Source organism: Vibrio sp. nBUS_14, from assembly GCF_051201655.1.
In the GTDB taxonomy this organism is placed as follows: Bacteria; Pseudomonadota; Gammaproteobacteria; order Enterobacterales; family Vibrionaceae; genus Vibrio.
In genome coordinates this window covers 1,640,653-1,657,578 of the sequence record NZ_CP179207.1, presented here as the reverse complement: position 1 = coordinate 1,657,578, position 16,926 = coordinate 1,640,653, and the positions used below count along the sequence as shown (strand labels likewise).

Annotated in this window: 12 protein-coding genes and 2 pseudogenes; 9 read left to right on the top strand and 5 right to left on the bottom strand. The window is 43.4% G+C overall.

Translation table 11 applies throughout. From position 1 onward, the window contains the following. Positions 1–37 precede the first annotated feature (37 nt). Positions 38–853 (bottom strand): phosphate ABC transporter substrate-binding protein, encoded by an 816-nt coding sequence (locus tag ACMAZD_RS25335; protein WP_435249945.1) that lies wholly within the window; start codon positions 851–853, stop codon positions 38–40. Positions 854–1,105: 252 nt separating this feature from the next. Between ACMAZD_RS25335 and ACMAZD_RS25330 the strand changes: the two genes are divergently transcribed. After that, positions 1,106–1,468 carry a DUF3024 domain-containing protein gene (locus tag ACMAZD_RS25330; protein WP_435249944.1) on the top strand — a complete coding sequence of 121 codons (363 nt, stop codon included), beginning with the start codon at positions 1,106–1,108 and terminating at the stop codon, positions 1,466–1,468. 107 nt (positions 1,469–1,575) lie between these two features. Here ACMAZD_RS25330 and ACMAZD_RS25325 read toward each other — a convergent pair whose 3' ends face one another. Both ACMAZD_RS25325 and rnb read right to left on the bottom strand, forming a co-directional pair. Continuing rightward, positions 1,576–2,379: a helix-turn-helix domain-containing protein gene (locus ACMAZD_RS25325; RefSeq protein WP_435249943.1), complete on the bottom strand. Its 804-nt coding sequence runs from the start codon at positions 2,377–2,379 to the stop codon at positions 1,576–1,578. 172 nt (positions 2,380–2,551) lie between these two features. Then, positions 2,552–4,558, bottom strand: coding sequence for an exoribonuclease II (rnb, locus tag ACMAZD_RS25320; RefSeq protein ID WP_435249942.1), 2,007 nt, complete (start codon positions 4,556–4,558; stop codon positions 2,552–2,554). 308 nt (positions 4,559–4,866) lie between these two features. On the opposite strand from rnb, the gene ACMAZD_RS25315 reads away from it, so the two are divergent. Continuing rightward, a complete protein-coding gene (locus ACMAZD_RS25315; protein ID WP_435249941.1) occupies positions 4,867–6,951 on the top strand; it encodes a DEAD/DEAH box helicase in 2,085 nt (694 codons plus the stop codon). A 764-nt stretch (positions 6,952–7,715) separates the two neighbouring features. Then, positions 7,716–8,827: pseudogene (locus ACMAZD_RS25310) on the top strand (acetate/propionate family kinase); the annotation flags it as partial. A 492-nt stretch (positions 8,828–9,319) separates the two neighbouring features. Here ACMAZD_RS25310 and ACMAZD_RS25305 read toward each other — a convergent pair. Continuing rightward, positions 9,320–10,450: a fumarylacetoacetate hydrolase family protein gene (locus tag ACMAZD_RS25305; protein WP_435249940.1), complete on the bottom strand. Its 1,131-nt coding sequence runs from the start codon at positions 10,448–10,450 to the stop codon at positions 9,320–9,322. 103 nt (positions 10,451–10,553) lie between these two features. Here ACMAZD_RS25305 and ACMAZD_RS25300 point away from each other — a divergent pair, with 103 nt between their 5' ends. The 5 genes and pseudogenes from ACMAZD_RS25300 to ACMAZD_RS25280 all read left to right on the top strand — a co-directional run bounded on the left by ACMAZD_RS25300 (position 10,554) and on the right by ACMAZD_RS25280 (position 14,531). Further along, complete coding sequence (locus ACMAZD_RS25300) at positions 10,554–11,216, top strand: response regulator transcription factor (RefSeq protein WP_435249939.1); 663 nt, start codon at positions 10,554–10,556, stop codon at positions 11,214–11,216. Further along, the gene (locus ACMAZD_RS25295) at positions 11,185–12,420 is read left to right on the top strand and encodes a histidine kinase dimerization/phospho-acceptor domain-containing protein (protein WP_435249938.1); all 1,236 of its coding nucleotides are present in this window, start codon (positions 11,185–11,187) and stop codon (positions 12,418–12,420) included. Before ACMAZD_RS25300 ends, ACMAZD_RS25295 begins: the two co-directional genes overlap by 32 nt. Positions 12,421–12,504: 84 nt before the next feature. Further along, the gene (locus ACMAZD_RS25290) at positions 12,505–13,545 is read left to right on the top strand and encodes a DUF2860 family protein (RefSeq protein ID WP_435249937.1); all 1,041 of its coding nucleotides are present in this window, start codon (positions 12,505–12,507) and stop codon (positions 13,543–13,545) included. Between the two features lie 62 nt (positions 13,546–13,607). Continuing rightward, a pseudogene (locus tag ACMAZD_RS25285) lies at positions 13,608–13,931 on the top strand (hypothetical protein); the annotation flags it as partial. A gap of 213 nt (positions 13,932–14,144) precedes the next feature. Then, positions 14,145–14,531 carry a hypothetical protein gene (locus ACMAZD_RS25280; RefSeq protein ID WP_435249936.1) on the top strand — a complete coding sequence of 129 codons (387 nt, stop codon included), beginning with the start codon at positions 14,145–14,147 and terminating at the stop codon, positions 14,529–14,531. A 103-nt stretch (positions 14,532–14,634) separates the two neighbouring features. Here ACMAZD_RS25280 and ACMAZD_RS25275 read toward each other — a convergent pair whose 3' ends face one another. Next, on the bottom strand, positions 14,635–15,567 hold the full coding sequence (locus ACMAZD_RS25275) for a LysR family transcriptional regulator (RefSeq protein WP_435249935.1): 933 nt from the start codon (positions 15,565–15,567) through the stop codon (positions 14,635–14,637). 202 nt (positions 15,568–15,769) lie between these two features. On the opposite strand from ACMAZD_RS25275, the gene ACMAZD_RS25270 reads away from it, so the two are divergent. Continuing rightward, positions 15,770–16,795 (top strand): zinc-binding alcohol dehydrogenase family protein, encoded by a 1,026-nt coding sequence (locus tag ACMAZD_RS25270; RefSeq protein ID WP_435249934.1) that lies wholly within the window; start codon positions 15,770–15,772, stop codon positions 16,793–16,795. The last annotated feature ends 131 nt before the right edge of the window (positions 16,796–16,926 follow it).

Below are 16,926 nucleotides of genomic sequence, written 5' to 3'. Positions count from 1 at the left end.
AATCACAGCATTATTAACATAACCAAAAGCCCATATCCTACTTAATACGTGTGTAGCCGTATTCTTCGATCAGATCTTGCCCTTGCTTTGACTTCACGAACTTGATGAAATCTTTGCTCTCGTCAGAAACTGATTCAGTTTTGTGTAGCAACAAGAATGGGCGAGCCAATTCATAGCTGTGGTTAGCAATATTCTTAGAGGTTGGCTCTACGCCTTCAAATGTGATTGCCTTAATCGAACGGTCGATCGAACCTACAGAGATAAAACCAATCGCGTGTGGGTTGTGGTTAACAATCGTTTTAACCATGCTGTTGCTGCTTACAACTAAGTTATTTGGGTTGATGTCAGACACTAGACGGTCGTTAATGATTTTCGTTAAACCCAGTAAGCTTTCGAAGCTATAGCGTGAACCAGAAGACGCTTCGCGAGTTACAACGGCGATAGGCTGATCTGCGCCACCCACTTGTTTCCAATTGGTTACCTTACCTTTGTAGATATCGAACAGCTGTTCACGAGTGATGTTATTCACACCGTTTGAACGGTTGGTGACAACGGCCAGGCCGTCAAAGGCAATTGGGAATACCTTCAACTTCTCGTTCTGTTCACGATCGGTTAAGTAGCGTGAGCTCATACCAACATCCGCCACACCTTTATTCACCATGGTGATGCCAGCTGTCGAGCCTATGCCCTGAACCGCGATGTAATTATCAGGATGAGTCTTGTTGTACTCCTCTGCTAATACATCCATCACTCGCGCAACAGAAGTGGAGCCCGAAATATTGGTTTCTTGTGCAAAAGCAGCATGAGAAGACAGGGCTAAGGATAAAAGAGAGGCAAGCGCGACTCGTAACATAAACAACTCCTAATTAATAACATTTGTCGCATATCATAGGTCGGTTATATGACACTTTTGTGAAATTCTATACTCATGCTTTATTAGACCCGAGCTGGTTCATGAACGTAGGACTGCTTTACCAGATAAGAGAGGATATGAGAGTAAGGTTGGTATTTTGTTTGCTCTTGTTCGCTAAAATGTTGGTTGAGTCCTAAGCTAATGAAAGAAATTAGCGACTTATTGAATTTCTATGAAGTTAGAAGGGGTGTTATGTCCGTAATTCATATAGAACTTAACCGGCTTTTAATTGGGGCTGAAAGGCTCTGTACTTCTCGAAATCGCAGTTTACCTGTCGAGCTAGGCAAATCCCTATTTGAAGAGTGTGAGGGTGGTGTGCTGTTTTCTCAGGCCCATTATCTACTCGACTCATCTCATAGTGATTATACCAGCGAGATCGCCTGCGTTACCTTTGATGAGTCGTTATCTTGCTGGTTGGTGGTGGTGCCGCTTGAAGATAATGCGAAAACCGACTCTGTCAATTGGGGACCTTACCCTTACCTTCCTCAATCCAAGGATCTTGATGCTATTTTGGCTGAAATAGAAAAAGACCCTAAATCTTACTTCTGGTCGTGACCATTTTACTTAGGCGTTCGCTGGTGGTTTGATACCAAAAGCGGACGACTTTCGTAAATTCCAATCAACACATTTCAGATTTATACTTTTACCTGCCCCTTTACTTTCTAAGACTGAGTAGCCAAAGAGCGGAAGTTTTTTGGAGTCTTGCCATGATAGGTTTTAAAAACTGTACTGAAGTGTGCCGCGCTTTTAAATCCAGATTCATAAGCGATTTGAGTAATAGATTTATTCGATGTTCTGAGCTGTGTCGCTGCGTGGGCGATTCGCTTTATCTTTAATAGATTTGAAAAGGAGAGGTCTTCAGCCGATAAACGGCGTTTAAGTGTGGCTGGTGACATCCCCATATAGTTGGCTAGGGTATCGAGTGAGATATTATTCTCAATGTTCTGTTCAATGTAATGAATGACCTTTTGCGTCACGGTTAACCTTGACGCTCGGGCAATAATAACTAGCAGAGCAGGGTGCTGCTCCACCATTAGAGAGAGCAAACCTAAACCTAATTGAGTGAGTGCGTAGTCATTCTGAGTCGATGAATGAACGAGCGACATGATGAGCTTTTTCAATTGGCAGATTTCGGTATCAGTTTGATTAAACTTAATGTATTTATCTGGGACTCGAGTGGGTTCTAGGTCGCTAAACTGATTAATGAATTTCTGAAAAATAGCTAAATCAAAATCTACACAGGTTGCGCTGAATTCGCCACTCTCAGTGTCAACGGTGATGTCTTTAATCTGACCTGAATTGTAAAGAGTAAAATCTCCGGCTTGCAATGAGGCTTCAGTCCCATCAGGTAGCACGAAAGAAATACTGCCTCTAGAAACGATGAAAATACCGTTTTTGGAGGCGGGGTAACGTTCCCGTTTCCTGGGAATGAAATTTCTGAATTGAGTAACTGTGATTGATGACATAGTGCGCTTCTTTGATGTTGTAAACTGATTGCTTATTGATTATTTTTTTAAGTATTGTTTAAACAAGAGATATTTACAAAAAAGGCGCTAATAATTAGCGCCTTTAGAAGTGAACCTTTGAAGCTTTTGACCTTGAAAGCTCTAACCTTTAAAGCTTTAACCTTTAAAGCTCTTAAGCTTCGGTTTCGTTTGTCGTTTCAGGCTCGCTAAGCAAGTCCGCAAATACTTGTGTAGGTTTTGCTACCAAGTTACGGTTTTCCAGATTAACTTCTGAGAGAACTACTTCTAAAACGTCTCCCAGTTTGTATACCATTTCTTTATCGATAGATACAGTACCCATATCACCGTTGCACTCTATTCTTTCTTTATTATTAAGAATGAGAGAGCCCGGAATAAACGCTGCTGCACCGTTATCAAGTAAACGTACGCGCATACCAGCACGGTTAATGTCGAAGATCTCTGCTTGGAAGCGAGTTTCTTCAACGGGAGCATTCGCTAGAGTGCGAGCATACAACCAATCGCCAACGTTACGTTCAGCCATACCGTGGTGACGGCGGTGCAGGGCAAGTTCATCACCAATTGTTTCGTCTGGTGTTTGAATTGGCGCTTTACCAAGGATGTGAGCCTTAAGCATACGATGGTTAATCATGTCACCGTATTTACGAATTGGAGATGTCCACGTCGCATAAATGTCTAATCCCATCGCGTAGTGCGGCGCAGGTTCATTGCTGATCTCGCTGTACGCTTGGAATTTACGAATACGGTTGTCGTAGTAGCTGTTGTCTAAAGAACCTAACCAACGACGCAGAGTAGCAAAACCTTCCAGAGAAACGATCTGCTCTTCTGTAAACGGTGTTTCTGCTTCTGGGTTAACCAGCTCTAGAACGTCTGTTAATTTCTCAGCTTTAAAACCAGAGTGACAGTTAAAGACGCCTTGGTTAAAGCTTTCTTTTAATACTCGGCCTGCACAAATGTTCGCGCTGATCATAGACTCTTCAACCAACTTGTTCGCACTACGACGCATGTCTGCGTGGATAGCGACTACATCATTATCTTCGCTAAGCTCAAAGCGGTAGTCAGGGCGGTCTGGGAACACAACCGCATTTGCTGAACGCCACGCTGAACGTGCTTGAGCAAATTGATGAAGGTCAGAAACAATCGCAGCGATCTCTTCTGACGGTTGCCACTTCTCAGAGATGCCAGTTTCTAGCCAATCAGATACATTGTCGTAAGCAAGACGAGCGTGAGATTTGATATTGGCAGCGAAGAAGTTAATGTCATCACCGATAACGCCATCTTTAGATACCGTTACTGTGCAGCAAAGTGCAGGGCGAACTTCGTTCTCGATCAGTGAACATAAGTTGTCAGCCAGATCACGAGGCAGCATTGGAATGTTACGGCCAGGCAGGTAAATCGTGAAACCACGCTCACGAGCCACTTTATCCATCGAATCATCTGGAGAGATGTAAGCGGTAGGATCTGCAATCGCGATAGTCAGTTCAAAATCACCGTTCTCTTTCTTCTTCGCGTAAAGCGCATCATCCATATCTTTCGTGCTTTCACCATCAATGGTCACAAAAGGGACGTGTGTCATGTCGATACGTTCAAGATCGGCGTCGTCATTGATCTTCCAATCATCGATACCTTCAGGTTCGCTATTTGGTAAGTCGTTTTGTGCCAGCGTTACCCACCAAGGTGCAATCTTGTCGTCAGCGTCTGTGATTTTCTCAGAGATTTGAGCCAAGAATCCGTTGTCACCTTTTAACGGGTGTTGAACGATATGAGCAACAACCCAGTCGCCTTCCTTTAGCGTTTCAGGGTTTAGACCCTTCTTTGCTTTCGCTTTAAGTTGCAGCTTTTTCAGTTGCGGGTGATCAGGAACTACGTTCAAACGACCTTTAAACAACTTCACTCGAGCGATAAAACGAGTAAGACCCTGTTCAATCAATTCCTCAGGCTCTGCTACTTCGCGATCTTTCTCGGTGCGAATGATGGCAATAACTTTGTCACCGTGCACACATTTCTTCATGTATGGAGGTGGGATAAAGAAACTGGTCTTGTTATCGACTTCGAGAAAACCAAACCCTTTTTCAGTGGCTTTGATTGTACCTTCCTTTTTAGGGAGGGTTTCTTGGATTTGCTGTTTGAGTTGAGCGAGTAGAGGATTATCTTGAAACATTTGACTTTTATCTATCGAGGACAATTGAGCACACTATAATCATTGCGAGGCTTGATTACTACTGAAAGGCGAAGTGAGCGTAAATTAATTGCCCTCTTATTTAACTAGGTCAATTTGCTCGAAGTTTGGTGCTGTGACGAGATATTCATCAAGTTTTGACGATATGATAGCCAGTATTGATGTGAAACCGAAAAATATGTGATGTATTTCAATTTTTTCTGGCTTTTTTTATGCATTTAGGGAATAATCCGCCTCCCTTAGACGTCCCTAATGGCTTGAAGTGTTTTATTACTGCTTCGTAACTCTGAATGGAATCAGTATCTGATTGGATCAGTATTGGAATTGATAGAGCTCCCGGGACCTTTTGTTTACTTATATATAGTGGGATCCCAATGTCCGAATCTGTAATTCAATTTAATGAATTAGCCCTTAACGATAACATTCTTTCAGCTCTTGATAGCATGGGTTTCGTTTCTCCGACTCCAATCCAAGCAGCAGCTATTCCTCTTCTTCTTGAAGGCCGTGACGCACTAGGTAAAGCACAGACTGGTACTGGTAAAACAGCAGCATTCTCTCTGCCTTTACTTAACAAAATCAACCTTAACCAACACAAACCACAAGCAATCATCATGGCTCCTACTCGTGAGCTAGCTATTCAAGTTGCTGCGGAAATCAAAAACTTAGGTCGTGACATCAACGGTCTTAAAGTTCTTGAAATCTACGGTGGTGCTTCAATTGTTGACCAAATGCGTGCTCTAAGCCGCGGTGCTCACATTGTTGTTGGTACTCCAGGTCGTGTTAAAGACTTACTAACTCGTGACCGTCTACACCTAGATGAAGCTCATACATTTGTTCTTGATGAAGCAGATGAAATGCTGAAAATGGGCTTTGTAGATGACGTTACTTGGATCCTTGAGCAAGCTCCAGAATCTGCACAACGTGTGCTTTTCTCTGCAACTATGCCTCCAATGGTTAAGACTATTGTTGACCGTTACCTACGTAACCCGGCACGAGTTGACGTTGCTGGTACTAACCACACGGTTGATAAAGTAGCGCAGAATTACTGGGTTGTTAAAGGCGTAGAAAAAGACGAAGCAATGTCTCGTCTTCTAGAAACTGAAGAAACTGACGCGTCAATCGTATTCGTACGTACTCGTCAAGACACTGAGCGTCTAGCTGATTGGCTATCTGCACGTGGTTTCAAAGCTGCTGCATTGCACGGTGATATTCCTCAGTCTCTACGTGAGCGCACTGTTGATCACATCAAACAAGGTGTTATCGATATCCTAGTTGCAACTGACGTTGTAGCACGTGGTCTTGATGTTCCACGTATCACTCACGTATTTAACTACGACATCCCATTCGATGTTGAATCTTACATCCACCGTATTGGCCGTACTGGCCGTGCTGGACGTAAAGGTAAAGCGATCCTACTAGTTCGCACTAATCAAATCCGTATGCTTCGCACAATCGAGCGTGTAACTAAGTCTCAAATGGAAGAAATCCAACTTCCACAACGTGACGAAGTTGCTGCTGCACGTGTTGCTAAACTTGGTGCTGAGCTTGAAACTGAGAAAGAGAGCAAAGCTCTAGAAAACTTCGCAGGTTTAATCTCTACACTTCAAGAATCTCTAGAAGTTGATGCTGCTACACTAGCCGCAATGCTTCTTAAGCGTCAGCAAGGTAAGAGCCCATTATTCTACGTTGGCGAAGACCCAATGATCGCTGCTATTGAGCGTGATAAGAACCGTCGCAAAGAGCGTCGTGAAGATCGTGACAATGGCCGTGACGGTGGTGGTCGTAACTTCAATACTCAAGATTGGGATACGTATCAACTACAAGTTGGCCGTGAGCAAGGCGTTCAGGTTAAAGACATCGTTGGCGCACTAGCAAACGAACTAGGCCTAACTAAAGGTTCTATCGGTGCTATCAAGCTAGACCAAGGTTCTACTTACGTTCAATTGCCAAAAGCAATGAACTCTGAAACTGCTGGTAAGCTAAGCAAACTTCGCATTCGTCAAAAAGAAGCTGGCGCTGTAGTTGTTGATTTCAACGACTTCCGTGAGCCTCGTCGTGGTGGCGGCGGTCGTGATGGCAATCGTGGCGGCGGTCGTGGCGGTCGTGATGGCGGCGGCTACCGTGGTAACCGTGAAGGCGGTAACCGTGAAGGTGGTAACCGTGAAGGTGGCAATGGCGGTCGTGGTGGCTACCGTGGCAACCGTGACGGCGCACGTGATGGTAACTCTGCTGGTGGTCGTGATGGTGAACGTCGCTTTGACCGTAACCGTGGTGGCGATCACCGTGGTAACCACCGTGGCGAACGTGGCCATGGCAGCGCAGCAGCAGGCAATGGCGGCAACCGCGGTCGTCGTCCAGAGCGCAGCGAAGGTTAATCAGCCTTTAGTTTAAGCTGAAGCTTACAAGCCAAGTGCTTATAGACGAATAGCTTAAACACTGAATTTAAAAGCCGAGCATTATGCTCGGCTTTTTTGTGCCTGTTATTTTATTTTTCGTGTCTGTCGCACGTCCTAAGCCTAAGATTAGATAATGCCTCGTATGACAAGGCAACCACAGTCACATGTGCTTAAAGCGTTGCTTAGGCTCTTTGGTCAGGGGGTATGGAGGTTGATCGCTATCTAACAAAAGAGGTGCGTAGCTATAATGAAAAATGAAAATAGATTTTGAAGTAATAGCTGATCAACCGTTCAATCCGTGTAAGTCAGATCTTCAAGCTCTGGGGCATGATAAAACTTCTTAAAATCTATCAACGGACATTGGTGACCAACGAGATCCATATTTAAGTGTCGCGCTGTATTTTTTGAACTCGTAGTGTAGAACGATAGCTTGTTTTTGGATTTATGGGCTTAATTGATGAACTAGGCTTTTGGATCAGTTTTCAATACCTGAGATTTTGTCCTTCATGTGGTTTAGTTAAACCTATCAGCTTCATAAGTACATTTGCTTCATCTAATTCAACTATTTTTTAATTTTTGCTCTCAAAAGAAATAAATTGATGACTAAGATCAACTTAATTGTGTTCATTTGATGGTTTTTGTAAAACAAAAGTTGAAAGATTCAAAAATTATTGAATAATAGACTTAACTAAAATTGAAGCGCAAACTTCACTAAATTCGTATTGAAACAGGATCCATATCCAATGTCTAATTCGTTTGTTCTGGTTATTAACTCGGGTAGTTCTTCCCTTAAATTTGCTGTCATCGATTCTGTTTCTGGTGACGCAGTATTAAGTGGCTTAGGGGAGTGTTTTGGTCTTGAGGATGCTCGCATGAGCTGGAAGCATCAAGGTCAGAAAACAGAAATTGCTATTCAAGGTGAGGGTAACCACCACAAAATTGCCATTAGCAAATTGGTTGGCCTGATGGAAGACTTAGGCTTCACGGTTGATATCGTGGCTATCGGTCACCGTATCGTTCACGGTGGTGAGAAGTTCACTCAAACTGTTCGTATTACTGAAGAAGTAACAAGTGAGATTGAAAGCCTATCTGACTTAGCTCCACTTCATAACCCAGCAGGTGCTATCGGTATTCGTGCTGCGATTGAAGCTTTCCCTTCTCTACCTCAGTTCGCTGTGTTTGATACCGCTTTCCACCAAACAATGCCACAACGTGCATTTACCGGTGCCATCGCAAAAGAGCTATACACAGACTTCGGTGTTCGTCGTTACGGCTTCCACGGTACTAGCCACTACTTCGTTAGCCGTGAAGCAGCAAAATGGTCAACAAGCCAGTTGAAGAATCTAGCTTCATCTCTGTTCACCTAGGTAACGGCGCTTCTGTATGTGCTATCAAAGACGGTAACAGTGTTGATACTTCAATGGGCTTCACTCCGCTTTCTGGCCTAATGATGGGCACACGTTGTGGTGACTTAGACCCAGGTATTATCGAGTACCTACTTAAGAAAGGTTGGTCACAAGAGCAAGTCTTCAACTCTCTTAACAAGGAGTCTGGCTTCCTAGGCGTGTCTGGTCTTACGAGCGACGCTCGTGGCATCTTAGAAGCAATGGAAGAGGGCCATGAAGGCGCTAAGCTTGCATTTGAAGTATTTACGTACCGCGTAGCGAAATACGTAGCTTCTTACCTTGCAACGCTAGATTCTTTAGACGGCATCATCTTCACAGGCGGTATCGGTGAGAATTCTCTACCAATTCGTCGTGAGATCCTAAACAATCTTAAGATTCTTGGTTTTGTTGAAGATGTAGCAGACAATGAAACCGCTCGTTTTGGTGCTGAAGGCATCATCGCTAAATCAGAAATGCTTGGCGCGGTAGCAATGGTTATTCCAACCAATGAAGAATTCGTTATTGCTCAACAGTCGGTAGAACTTCTGTAATCCAAGCAACAGCTTAAGTGATAAGAAACAATTGAAAAGCGAGCCTAAGTGGCTCGCTTTTTTGTCTGGGAATCACTTTCAGACTCCTCTAGACAGCTAGCTGATCGTGACTTACTTCTGCCTAGAAATGTGTTATACCTTTTGCATATTCATATCTTGTTTATGGGTTTATACCCAACAAAAAATTTTCTGATGTCAACAATGGTCAAAGTTATTAGGCGCAGAGCGATCTAAATCGCTGGCAGCTCGTGAACTACCACGTCCTCAGATTTGCTAATACTATCTGTATTCGTGTTAATTTTTTCACCAGAAGTTTTATTGATACACGCGCCCAATTAATCAGGCACGTATACTTATGGAGTTCAGAAAACAATGAGCAAACTAAGATTAAAGTGTCGTTAGTTTGGGTGTCTAGTTGATAATATCGACGTCTATGCTTCCCAAATAGGTGCCGGTGAGCTGCACCTTATCGCCAGCTTGCAAGTAACTTTTGTTATCAAAGCTTTCCTCGATGTATTGCTCCAAAATATAGTCTACCGGACCTGAATCTAAGAATGAAAAGGTTACGAACCACTTGATGGATTTGAATATTCTGTAACCCCATCCTGGAGTGTTGTAAACGACACCCGCTGGGGTACCTGTCACGAGATTTTGGTTTGGGTTAATCCCTTGTTGACCGAATAACGTGACGTCTTGACCTTGATATCGCCAGATAGGCTGCTCACCCTTTTCTAGAATCATTTCAATCAGAGATTTGGGTTCACGAATCATTTCAGAGGCAGCGGTTTGTTGGCGCTGCTCACCATTGACATAGGTGGCTAGCGACACGCTCTTTAAGAAGGAGTTCCAATCTTTGGGAACCACAATGTAAGGTCCGGTTGGGAAGCGTGATTGTCCACTTTTCGCATCACTAAATCCATGACCTGATGTAACGTTGTCGACATCAATCTTCCGCAACAGCTCCGCTCTGTCAGTAAAGTCACCACATACAAATAGCCCTGCATAACCATCGCTTTGTTTAGGGCTATTTATAGGTTTAACCCACCTCATACACAGCTCTACCTCGTAATCCAGAAGTACATTCTTTTGGTAGCGGATCTTAGTGTGGTTTGGTGTTGGCTTGGAAAACTTAGGAAATAGGAAGACTTCGTCAATATCTGCTTCTTCTCCATGCTCTAAGTAGTTAGTGCCTGCTGCGATATGCTCAGATCCTTGCCCGCCTGCTGCGAGTAGTTGTTTGTAGTCTAGGGATGTGACTGGGAGGTCGTAATGTACGTCAGACAAAGTGCTATAGCCGTATCGGTCGATAAAGCTTAGTGCTTCGCTCGGGTAATAGTCAAAATGTTCACTTAGATTGATCGCTTTTACACTTTTTCCCGTAGATTCAGTGACTAAATACGTATGGGTTTGGCCTGATGGATTGAGTGCTTGTGCGAGTGTAAGGGCAACGTCAGAGGGCGCGATGTCCGTCGAATGAGCATAATTGATTGACGAAAAAGCGAATAGTGCTGTGAAACTGATTAGTTTTGGTGATACTTTCATTTTAACTCTCCGTTTGGTTGATGTGATGACAGTACGCTTGCCAATGTCACAATTACGTCACCAATCTTCGCGCTAATACAGTAGTCATTGAAAAGGAAATTACATGAGAATACTTGTCGCGGAAGACAACCACGCAACCGCAGCTAATTTAGGTGATTATTTAGAGCTCTTTGGTCACGATATTGACTTTGCGTATAATGGGCAGGCCGCTATTCAATTGTTAGATGAGTCGCGATTTGATCTGATAATATTGGATATTATGATGCCAGTAATGAACGGCTTAACGGCTTGCAGTGCTATTCGTGCGGGTCGTCACGCTGATATACCCATTATCTTTTTGACCGCGAGAGATACGCTAGAGGATAAATTAGCTGGTTTCAAAGCCGGCGCGGATGACTACTTGGTGAAGCCGTTTGAGTTACAAGAGCTGCACGCTAGAGTTGAAGCACTCGAGGCGAGAAATCAACGCCGCTTAAGCCCAGAGTTTCGATATGGCGCTTTGGTTTATGATGTCGGTACCGATACTGTCACGGCTAATGATGAAAAACTTGCTTTAGACCCGACTCAAAAACGTATCGTTTGTTTACTCATAAAAAAAGCCCCCAAACTTGTCGGCAATCAAGACATTGCGTATGAAATCTGGAAAGGCGATGAGCCCGAAGAAACGAGTGCATTACGCACTCAAATATACCGTCTGAGGAAGGTATTGCCAGAAGGGATACTGGTTACAGAACGTGGCAAAGGATATCGACTTAATGTTGTTTAATGTGAAAAACTCATTGAGACAATGGTACTTTGGTCACCTTAGGCATCAAGTCTTTACTGTGATGTTGGCTTTGATGTTACTGGTGGTAATTGCGATCGGAGTGATTGCGTGGGCGGCTACCGAAATTGCCGCCGACAGTTTTATTAACCAACGCGTAAAGTTGCTACAACAGCAATGGATACAAACATCGTTAGTCTCCGGAAACTGGACTAGCCCGGAAGATAATTTCCTTGCTGTATACCAATTTGAAGACGATAACAAACCGAGTTTTCTTGAAGGTATAACAAACGTAGGGATAGAAGAATTTGAGCTCAGTGATGCTCATACGGTGACTTTTATGTCACCGTTCCAACAAAAGTGGCTTCACTTTGTCTATTTCCCTGAATTGGATCCCCACATGGTCGATTATGGCGAAGGAGTGATAGCTTATGTTGGGTACATGATGGTCGTTGTGTTTGTTTTGGGACTGGTTGCTGCTCACTTGCTTTCAGGTTACTTCAGCGGTCCAATTGACCTTTTGGTCCATCAAATTCAACACCCGTCTGACAACGTTAATGATAGTGCCATTTCGTCGCGTAAAGATGAAATTGGGGCACTGTTTCGGACTTACCACCAATCCTATTCTAGGATTCAATCCTTTTTGAAGCGAGAGCAACAGTTTACTCGCTTTGCCAGCCATGAATTACGAACGCCGGTTAATGTGATTCTAGGGGCGACCGATTTGCTAAAAATCGCAGAAGTGAATGATAAAAAACGGCAAATAATTAGCCGTGTTCAAGTCGCAAATAAAGAGATGGATAACTTAATCAATACTTTTTTGTTACTCGGTCGGGAAGAAAAGGGGATTCAGCCTAAAAAGTCACTACAGGCAATCATTAATGAAACGATCGAGCAGCATCACTTTTTGCTTTCTGGTCGAAGTATCCAACTAGACCAAGTTTTGCTGTCGGATGTTGAAATAGAAAGTTATTTTGCAAAGGTCATTATCGCGAATCTTATCCGTAATGCGATGAGTTACACCGATAGCTATATATTCATCCAGTTAAAAGGACGGCGACTTGTGATTGGAAATGATGTTAGGGAACACGATGGGCAAGGCTTTGGTCATGGAGATGAAATCATTTCAGCTGTCTGCAAGAGTGCCAACTGGCGCTATCATTTGTCGGTGACATCTCACAAAGCGAAGGCTGTGATTTATTTCTAAATAAGTTAATCAGTGAGTTGTGACTTTGTTGTGACACAAGCCTAAGTAGAATCTGGCTATCTAAGCACATAAGGATAGTACACGATGATTCACTCAAACTTGTTACTTCACCCAGTTTTATTTACGCCTTCGTTGAGTTCTAAACAGAGAAACAAGGCGACCAAGTCATTCTCACTAAAAGGTTATCTTAAGCTGTTGGCGGTTGGATGCGTGTTGGTTAGTTCTACAGTCTATGCAGAAGAACAAAAAACAGCTGGCTTTCATGGTAGTGTCAGTCTTTTTACGGGGATAGATGGTACTAATTCGGTGATGGATACCGAGTCCCAAGCTAAAATTACTGACTATTCGGGTTCTCAAGAAAGGAAGAATGAAGCGGTTGTTATTCCTTTTTGGGATCTTAACTATCGTTTTGATGAGTCAAATGAAGTGTATTTTAAAACCGATATTGTTGGAATGGCTAGCGACTTTTACACGCAAGCTGGATATCGTTATTATTTGACTGACGGCTCAAATATTGCGATTGGTGTGGTACCGGGATTGTTGGAGAAAGAAGTCTGGAAAAACCCTTATCAATTGCAATCAGATAGAACGACGACAAACGCTGCTGTGCAAGGTCTTGTTTTGAATTATGACCGAGTTTTGGGTTCAGATTGGTCTCTTGAATTTGCTCGCGGGAAGTATTCGCTAGACCAAGAAGACAGCCTAGCAGCGCTCGATAGAAATTCGAACCTTAGCTATGTCGAACTAAATTACATGACTGACTTAAATGAGTCGTGGGGAATCGAGTGGTTGATCAATTACCTAGATGTTGATGCATCAGGTTCGGCATTAAAGAGCCAGCGTATTAGTACCGAAGTTGAGTTTCAACTAAGAAACGGGCGACACATTACAATGCTAGCGGGCAGTGTTGGACTTCAAAAATTTGACGACACAAACCCTCTTTGGGAGCAAAATCGAGAAGATACGAAGCTCGGTGTGTCAGCGACATACATATATGCGATGCCATTTGATTGGAAGAATACACTTTTCATTGCGAGAGGTGGGTGGGACATCACTGACGCTAACATTGATTTCTATGACCATGATGAATATTTGGTTACTTTAGGAATGCAATATCGATTCTGAAAAACCAACGTATTGAAAGTGGGTAAATGGCACTGATGCCTCAGCCACTGATCCGGCAGGTCATAAAGGTTTATGGCGAAGGTGAATGGAAAGTCAAAAAACACGGGACGGATAGCTGGCGCAGAGTCTGGCGAAAGCTGCATATTGCCTTCGATACAAGCACTCATGTGCAAATAAACCCTCAATATAGCTCGCTTGATTTCGGTGGCAGTGTGGGGACGATAAACCACCTACAACTTGATCTCGCTTTCCAAGGACCGCTTGCTGATAATCGTAAGCTCTGGGGTAAAGCTACCTACACTGAATTCTTCGATGATGCAGAACAAAGCTTTGGTCACAAAAGGCAGGGGACTGAACTGAAGTTTACTTACAGCTATTATTTCTAAATTGGCGAGACGTAAACCTTAGTGGGGTGTTCGTTTATCTGAAGCTATCGCTTACGTCGAACAAGCATGTATTGTGTTGCACAATCTCATCATCTTATGCAAAGAACAGTACAAATAATCAGCGTCTATTCAGCGTCCTGTTGTGATTGAGATAGTATTTTGCTACAAAACGCGCATAATCTCGCTATACAACATTTAAAGAAGAAATTACCTATGACTAGCTTTCAATACTACTTTCATCAACTGCCTTGCTTCGACTGTAAAAAAACGACGGTAAGTACTGATCTTGGTTGGTTAACGCCTGCGATGAAAGAGGATGCTATTGCTCAACTGACAGCGACTCTTGCACAAGGTGAGGTTACGCCAGATCTTTCAGCAAACGTGGTTTGTACTAAAGATGAAGCTCGTGAATACTTACTGCTGAACTTCTTCGGTTATTCAGAAGAAGAGCTAGCAAGCGACATAGAAGCGGATGATGAGAAAGAAGTGGCGGATGAAATCGCAGAGCTACTGGAAGAAGGTAAAGACACAATTACTTTCGAACATGAAATCGCTCTTCAGTGCTGTGCTGACTGTGATGTTGAAGAAGAGTTAAACTAAGCACTCGTATTAGACGAGACGTCCATCAATAGGGTGTGGTGTTCAAATGATTAAAGGCGTTAGTAGCTCAAAGCTCACTAACGCCTTTTTTATCTCTAGATCGTTAAGATTTTTGAGTTTCTATAATGCTTTGCTCACTCAGTTGAGAAAGGATCTCTGCGGTTTTCTCTCTGAATAAATCTCTTAGCAAGCGAACAGTTGGTGTGATGGATTGACGACTTGGACACACTAACCACAGTTCGGTTGGGGTTGGCTTAAATTCTGGCATGACTTTAACCACTTCGCCAGAAAGCAAATGGCTCGACATATCCAAACAAGACTTTATCGCTATCCCTTTCCCATCAATACACCAGCGTCTTACTAGGTCAGCATCGTTCGATGCACGATTTCCTTTTAGCTTCACTTTATGCTCTTGAGTGCCATCGTTAAACACCCATTCATCTAGCAATATGTCATGCAATTGATAAAATAAACCGTTATGTTGAGATAAGTCACTAGGTTGATTTGGAGTGTCATTTTCGGCTAAATAACCAGGGCTAGCACACAATATTCTTGGCACGTCACAAATCTTAAAACCATACATACTGGCGTCTGTCGGGGAGCCGTAACGCAGCGCCATATCAACAGAATCACGATAAAAATCAATATTGCTGTCGCTAATGCTAGTGCGAAGTGTCGCCTTGGGATATTCAAGTAGAAACTCATCAAGCCAAGGTATGACGAGGTTTCGCCCTAAATCAGACGAAAGCGCGATGCGGATTTCTCCATCCAAAATACCAAGCTCTTCGCGCATGTTGAGCTTGGCTTGCTCCAATATTTTCAAGGCTTGTTCGCACTCAGGTAAATAGCGCTCGCCTGCTGAAGAGAGCCTTAGATGGCGAGTGGTTCTTACAAACAGTTCAGCACCCAGTGCGGCTTCAACACGTTTGATGGCTGCGCTCGCGGTAGCGGTGCGCATGTCTAGGTTGGTGGCTGCTGCGGTGATACTGCGAAACTCCGCCACCTTTAAAATTACCTGTAGGTCTTCAAGAAGCATTTCATTCCCCTGTGCTGAGCCTTGAATCGGCTGTTCTGTTAACCGTAAATTTAGCCATTTTCTAATGGTTAATCTTAGTATTTTGCTTACGTGTATACACCTTATTATCAAAAATAATTTGATAATAATTCAAAAAGTAGGCTGTTTATCTAAAGCGAGAATTCTCTAAAATTAACTCAATCTAATTTAAGGGAAAAACACCATGTCACTACCATCAACAATGAAAGCCATCGGATTTAATCAGTCACTAGCGATTACGGAACCAGAAAGCCTGTTTGAATTTGAAACGAGCCTGCCGGAATTAAAAGAGAATGACTTACTGGTAAAAGTGAGTGCGACGTCTATCAACCCTGCAGACGCAAAAATTCGTATTCGCAGTGCTCAAGATAAAACACTTGAGCAACCAAAAATACTTGGTTATGACGCGGTTGGTGAAGTGGTCGGAAAAGGTATAAACGTTGAAGATTTTGAACTAGGCGACCGTGTTTACTATGCCGGTGACGTAACACGCATGGGCGCTAACGCAGAATACCAAGCCGTTGACTACCGTATTACGGCTAAAGCACCAATGAGCCTTTCTGATGAAGCTGCTGCTGTTATGCCGCTAGCAACGCTCACAGCTTGGGAAGCGTTATTTGATCGCCTACGTGTTCGTCCTGAAGAGAAAAAATCGATTCTGATCATTGGTGGCGCTGGTGGTGTAGGTTCAATCACAATTCAATTGGCGTCGCAATTAACCAACCTTAATGTTATTGCGACAGCGTCAAGACCTGCAACCGAACAGTGGGTAAGAGACATGGGAGCTGACCATGTGGTGAATCACCGTAACTTGGTTGAATCTGTGCGCGAACAAGGCATCCAGCATGTCGACTACATTTTCAATGTTGCTGATACAAAAGGGCACTGGGAATCTATGGTGGAGTTGATTGCACCGCAAGGCATGATCAGTTCGATTGTTGAGTTTGATAGCGAGATTGACCTGTCGGCGCTACAAGGTAAGTCAGTAGGCTTCATTTGGGAGTTGATGTTTACTCGTTCGCTGTTCAACACAGACGATATTCAGAAGCAGCAAGATATCTTGTTCCAAACGGCGAACTTGATTGATGCGGGGCGTATCAAATCTACGCTAACCACAACACTGATTGGTTTGAGTTCAGATACGCTGAAAGAGGCGCACCAACGTATTGAAAGCAGCGCATCGATTGGTAAAACAGCCATCAAATATTAATAGTTAATGATTTAGATCTCTGGCGGTTTGAAGCGTTGATCTTTTGAACAGCTTGAACGCTTGAAGAGAAAGCCCCTGATATCTCTAGTGAATAAGAAAGGTATCAGAGGCTTTTGTTCGTCTGTGATTTA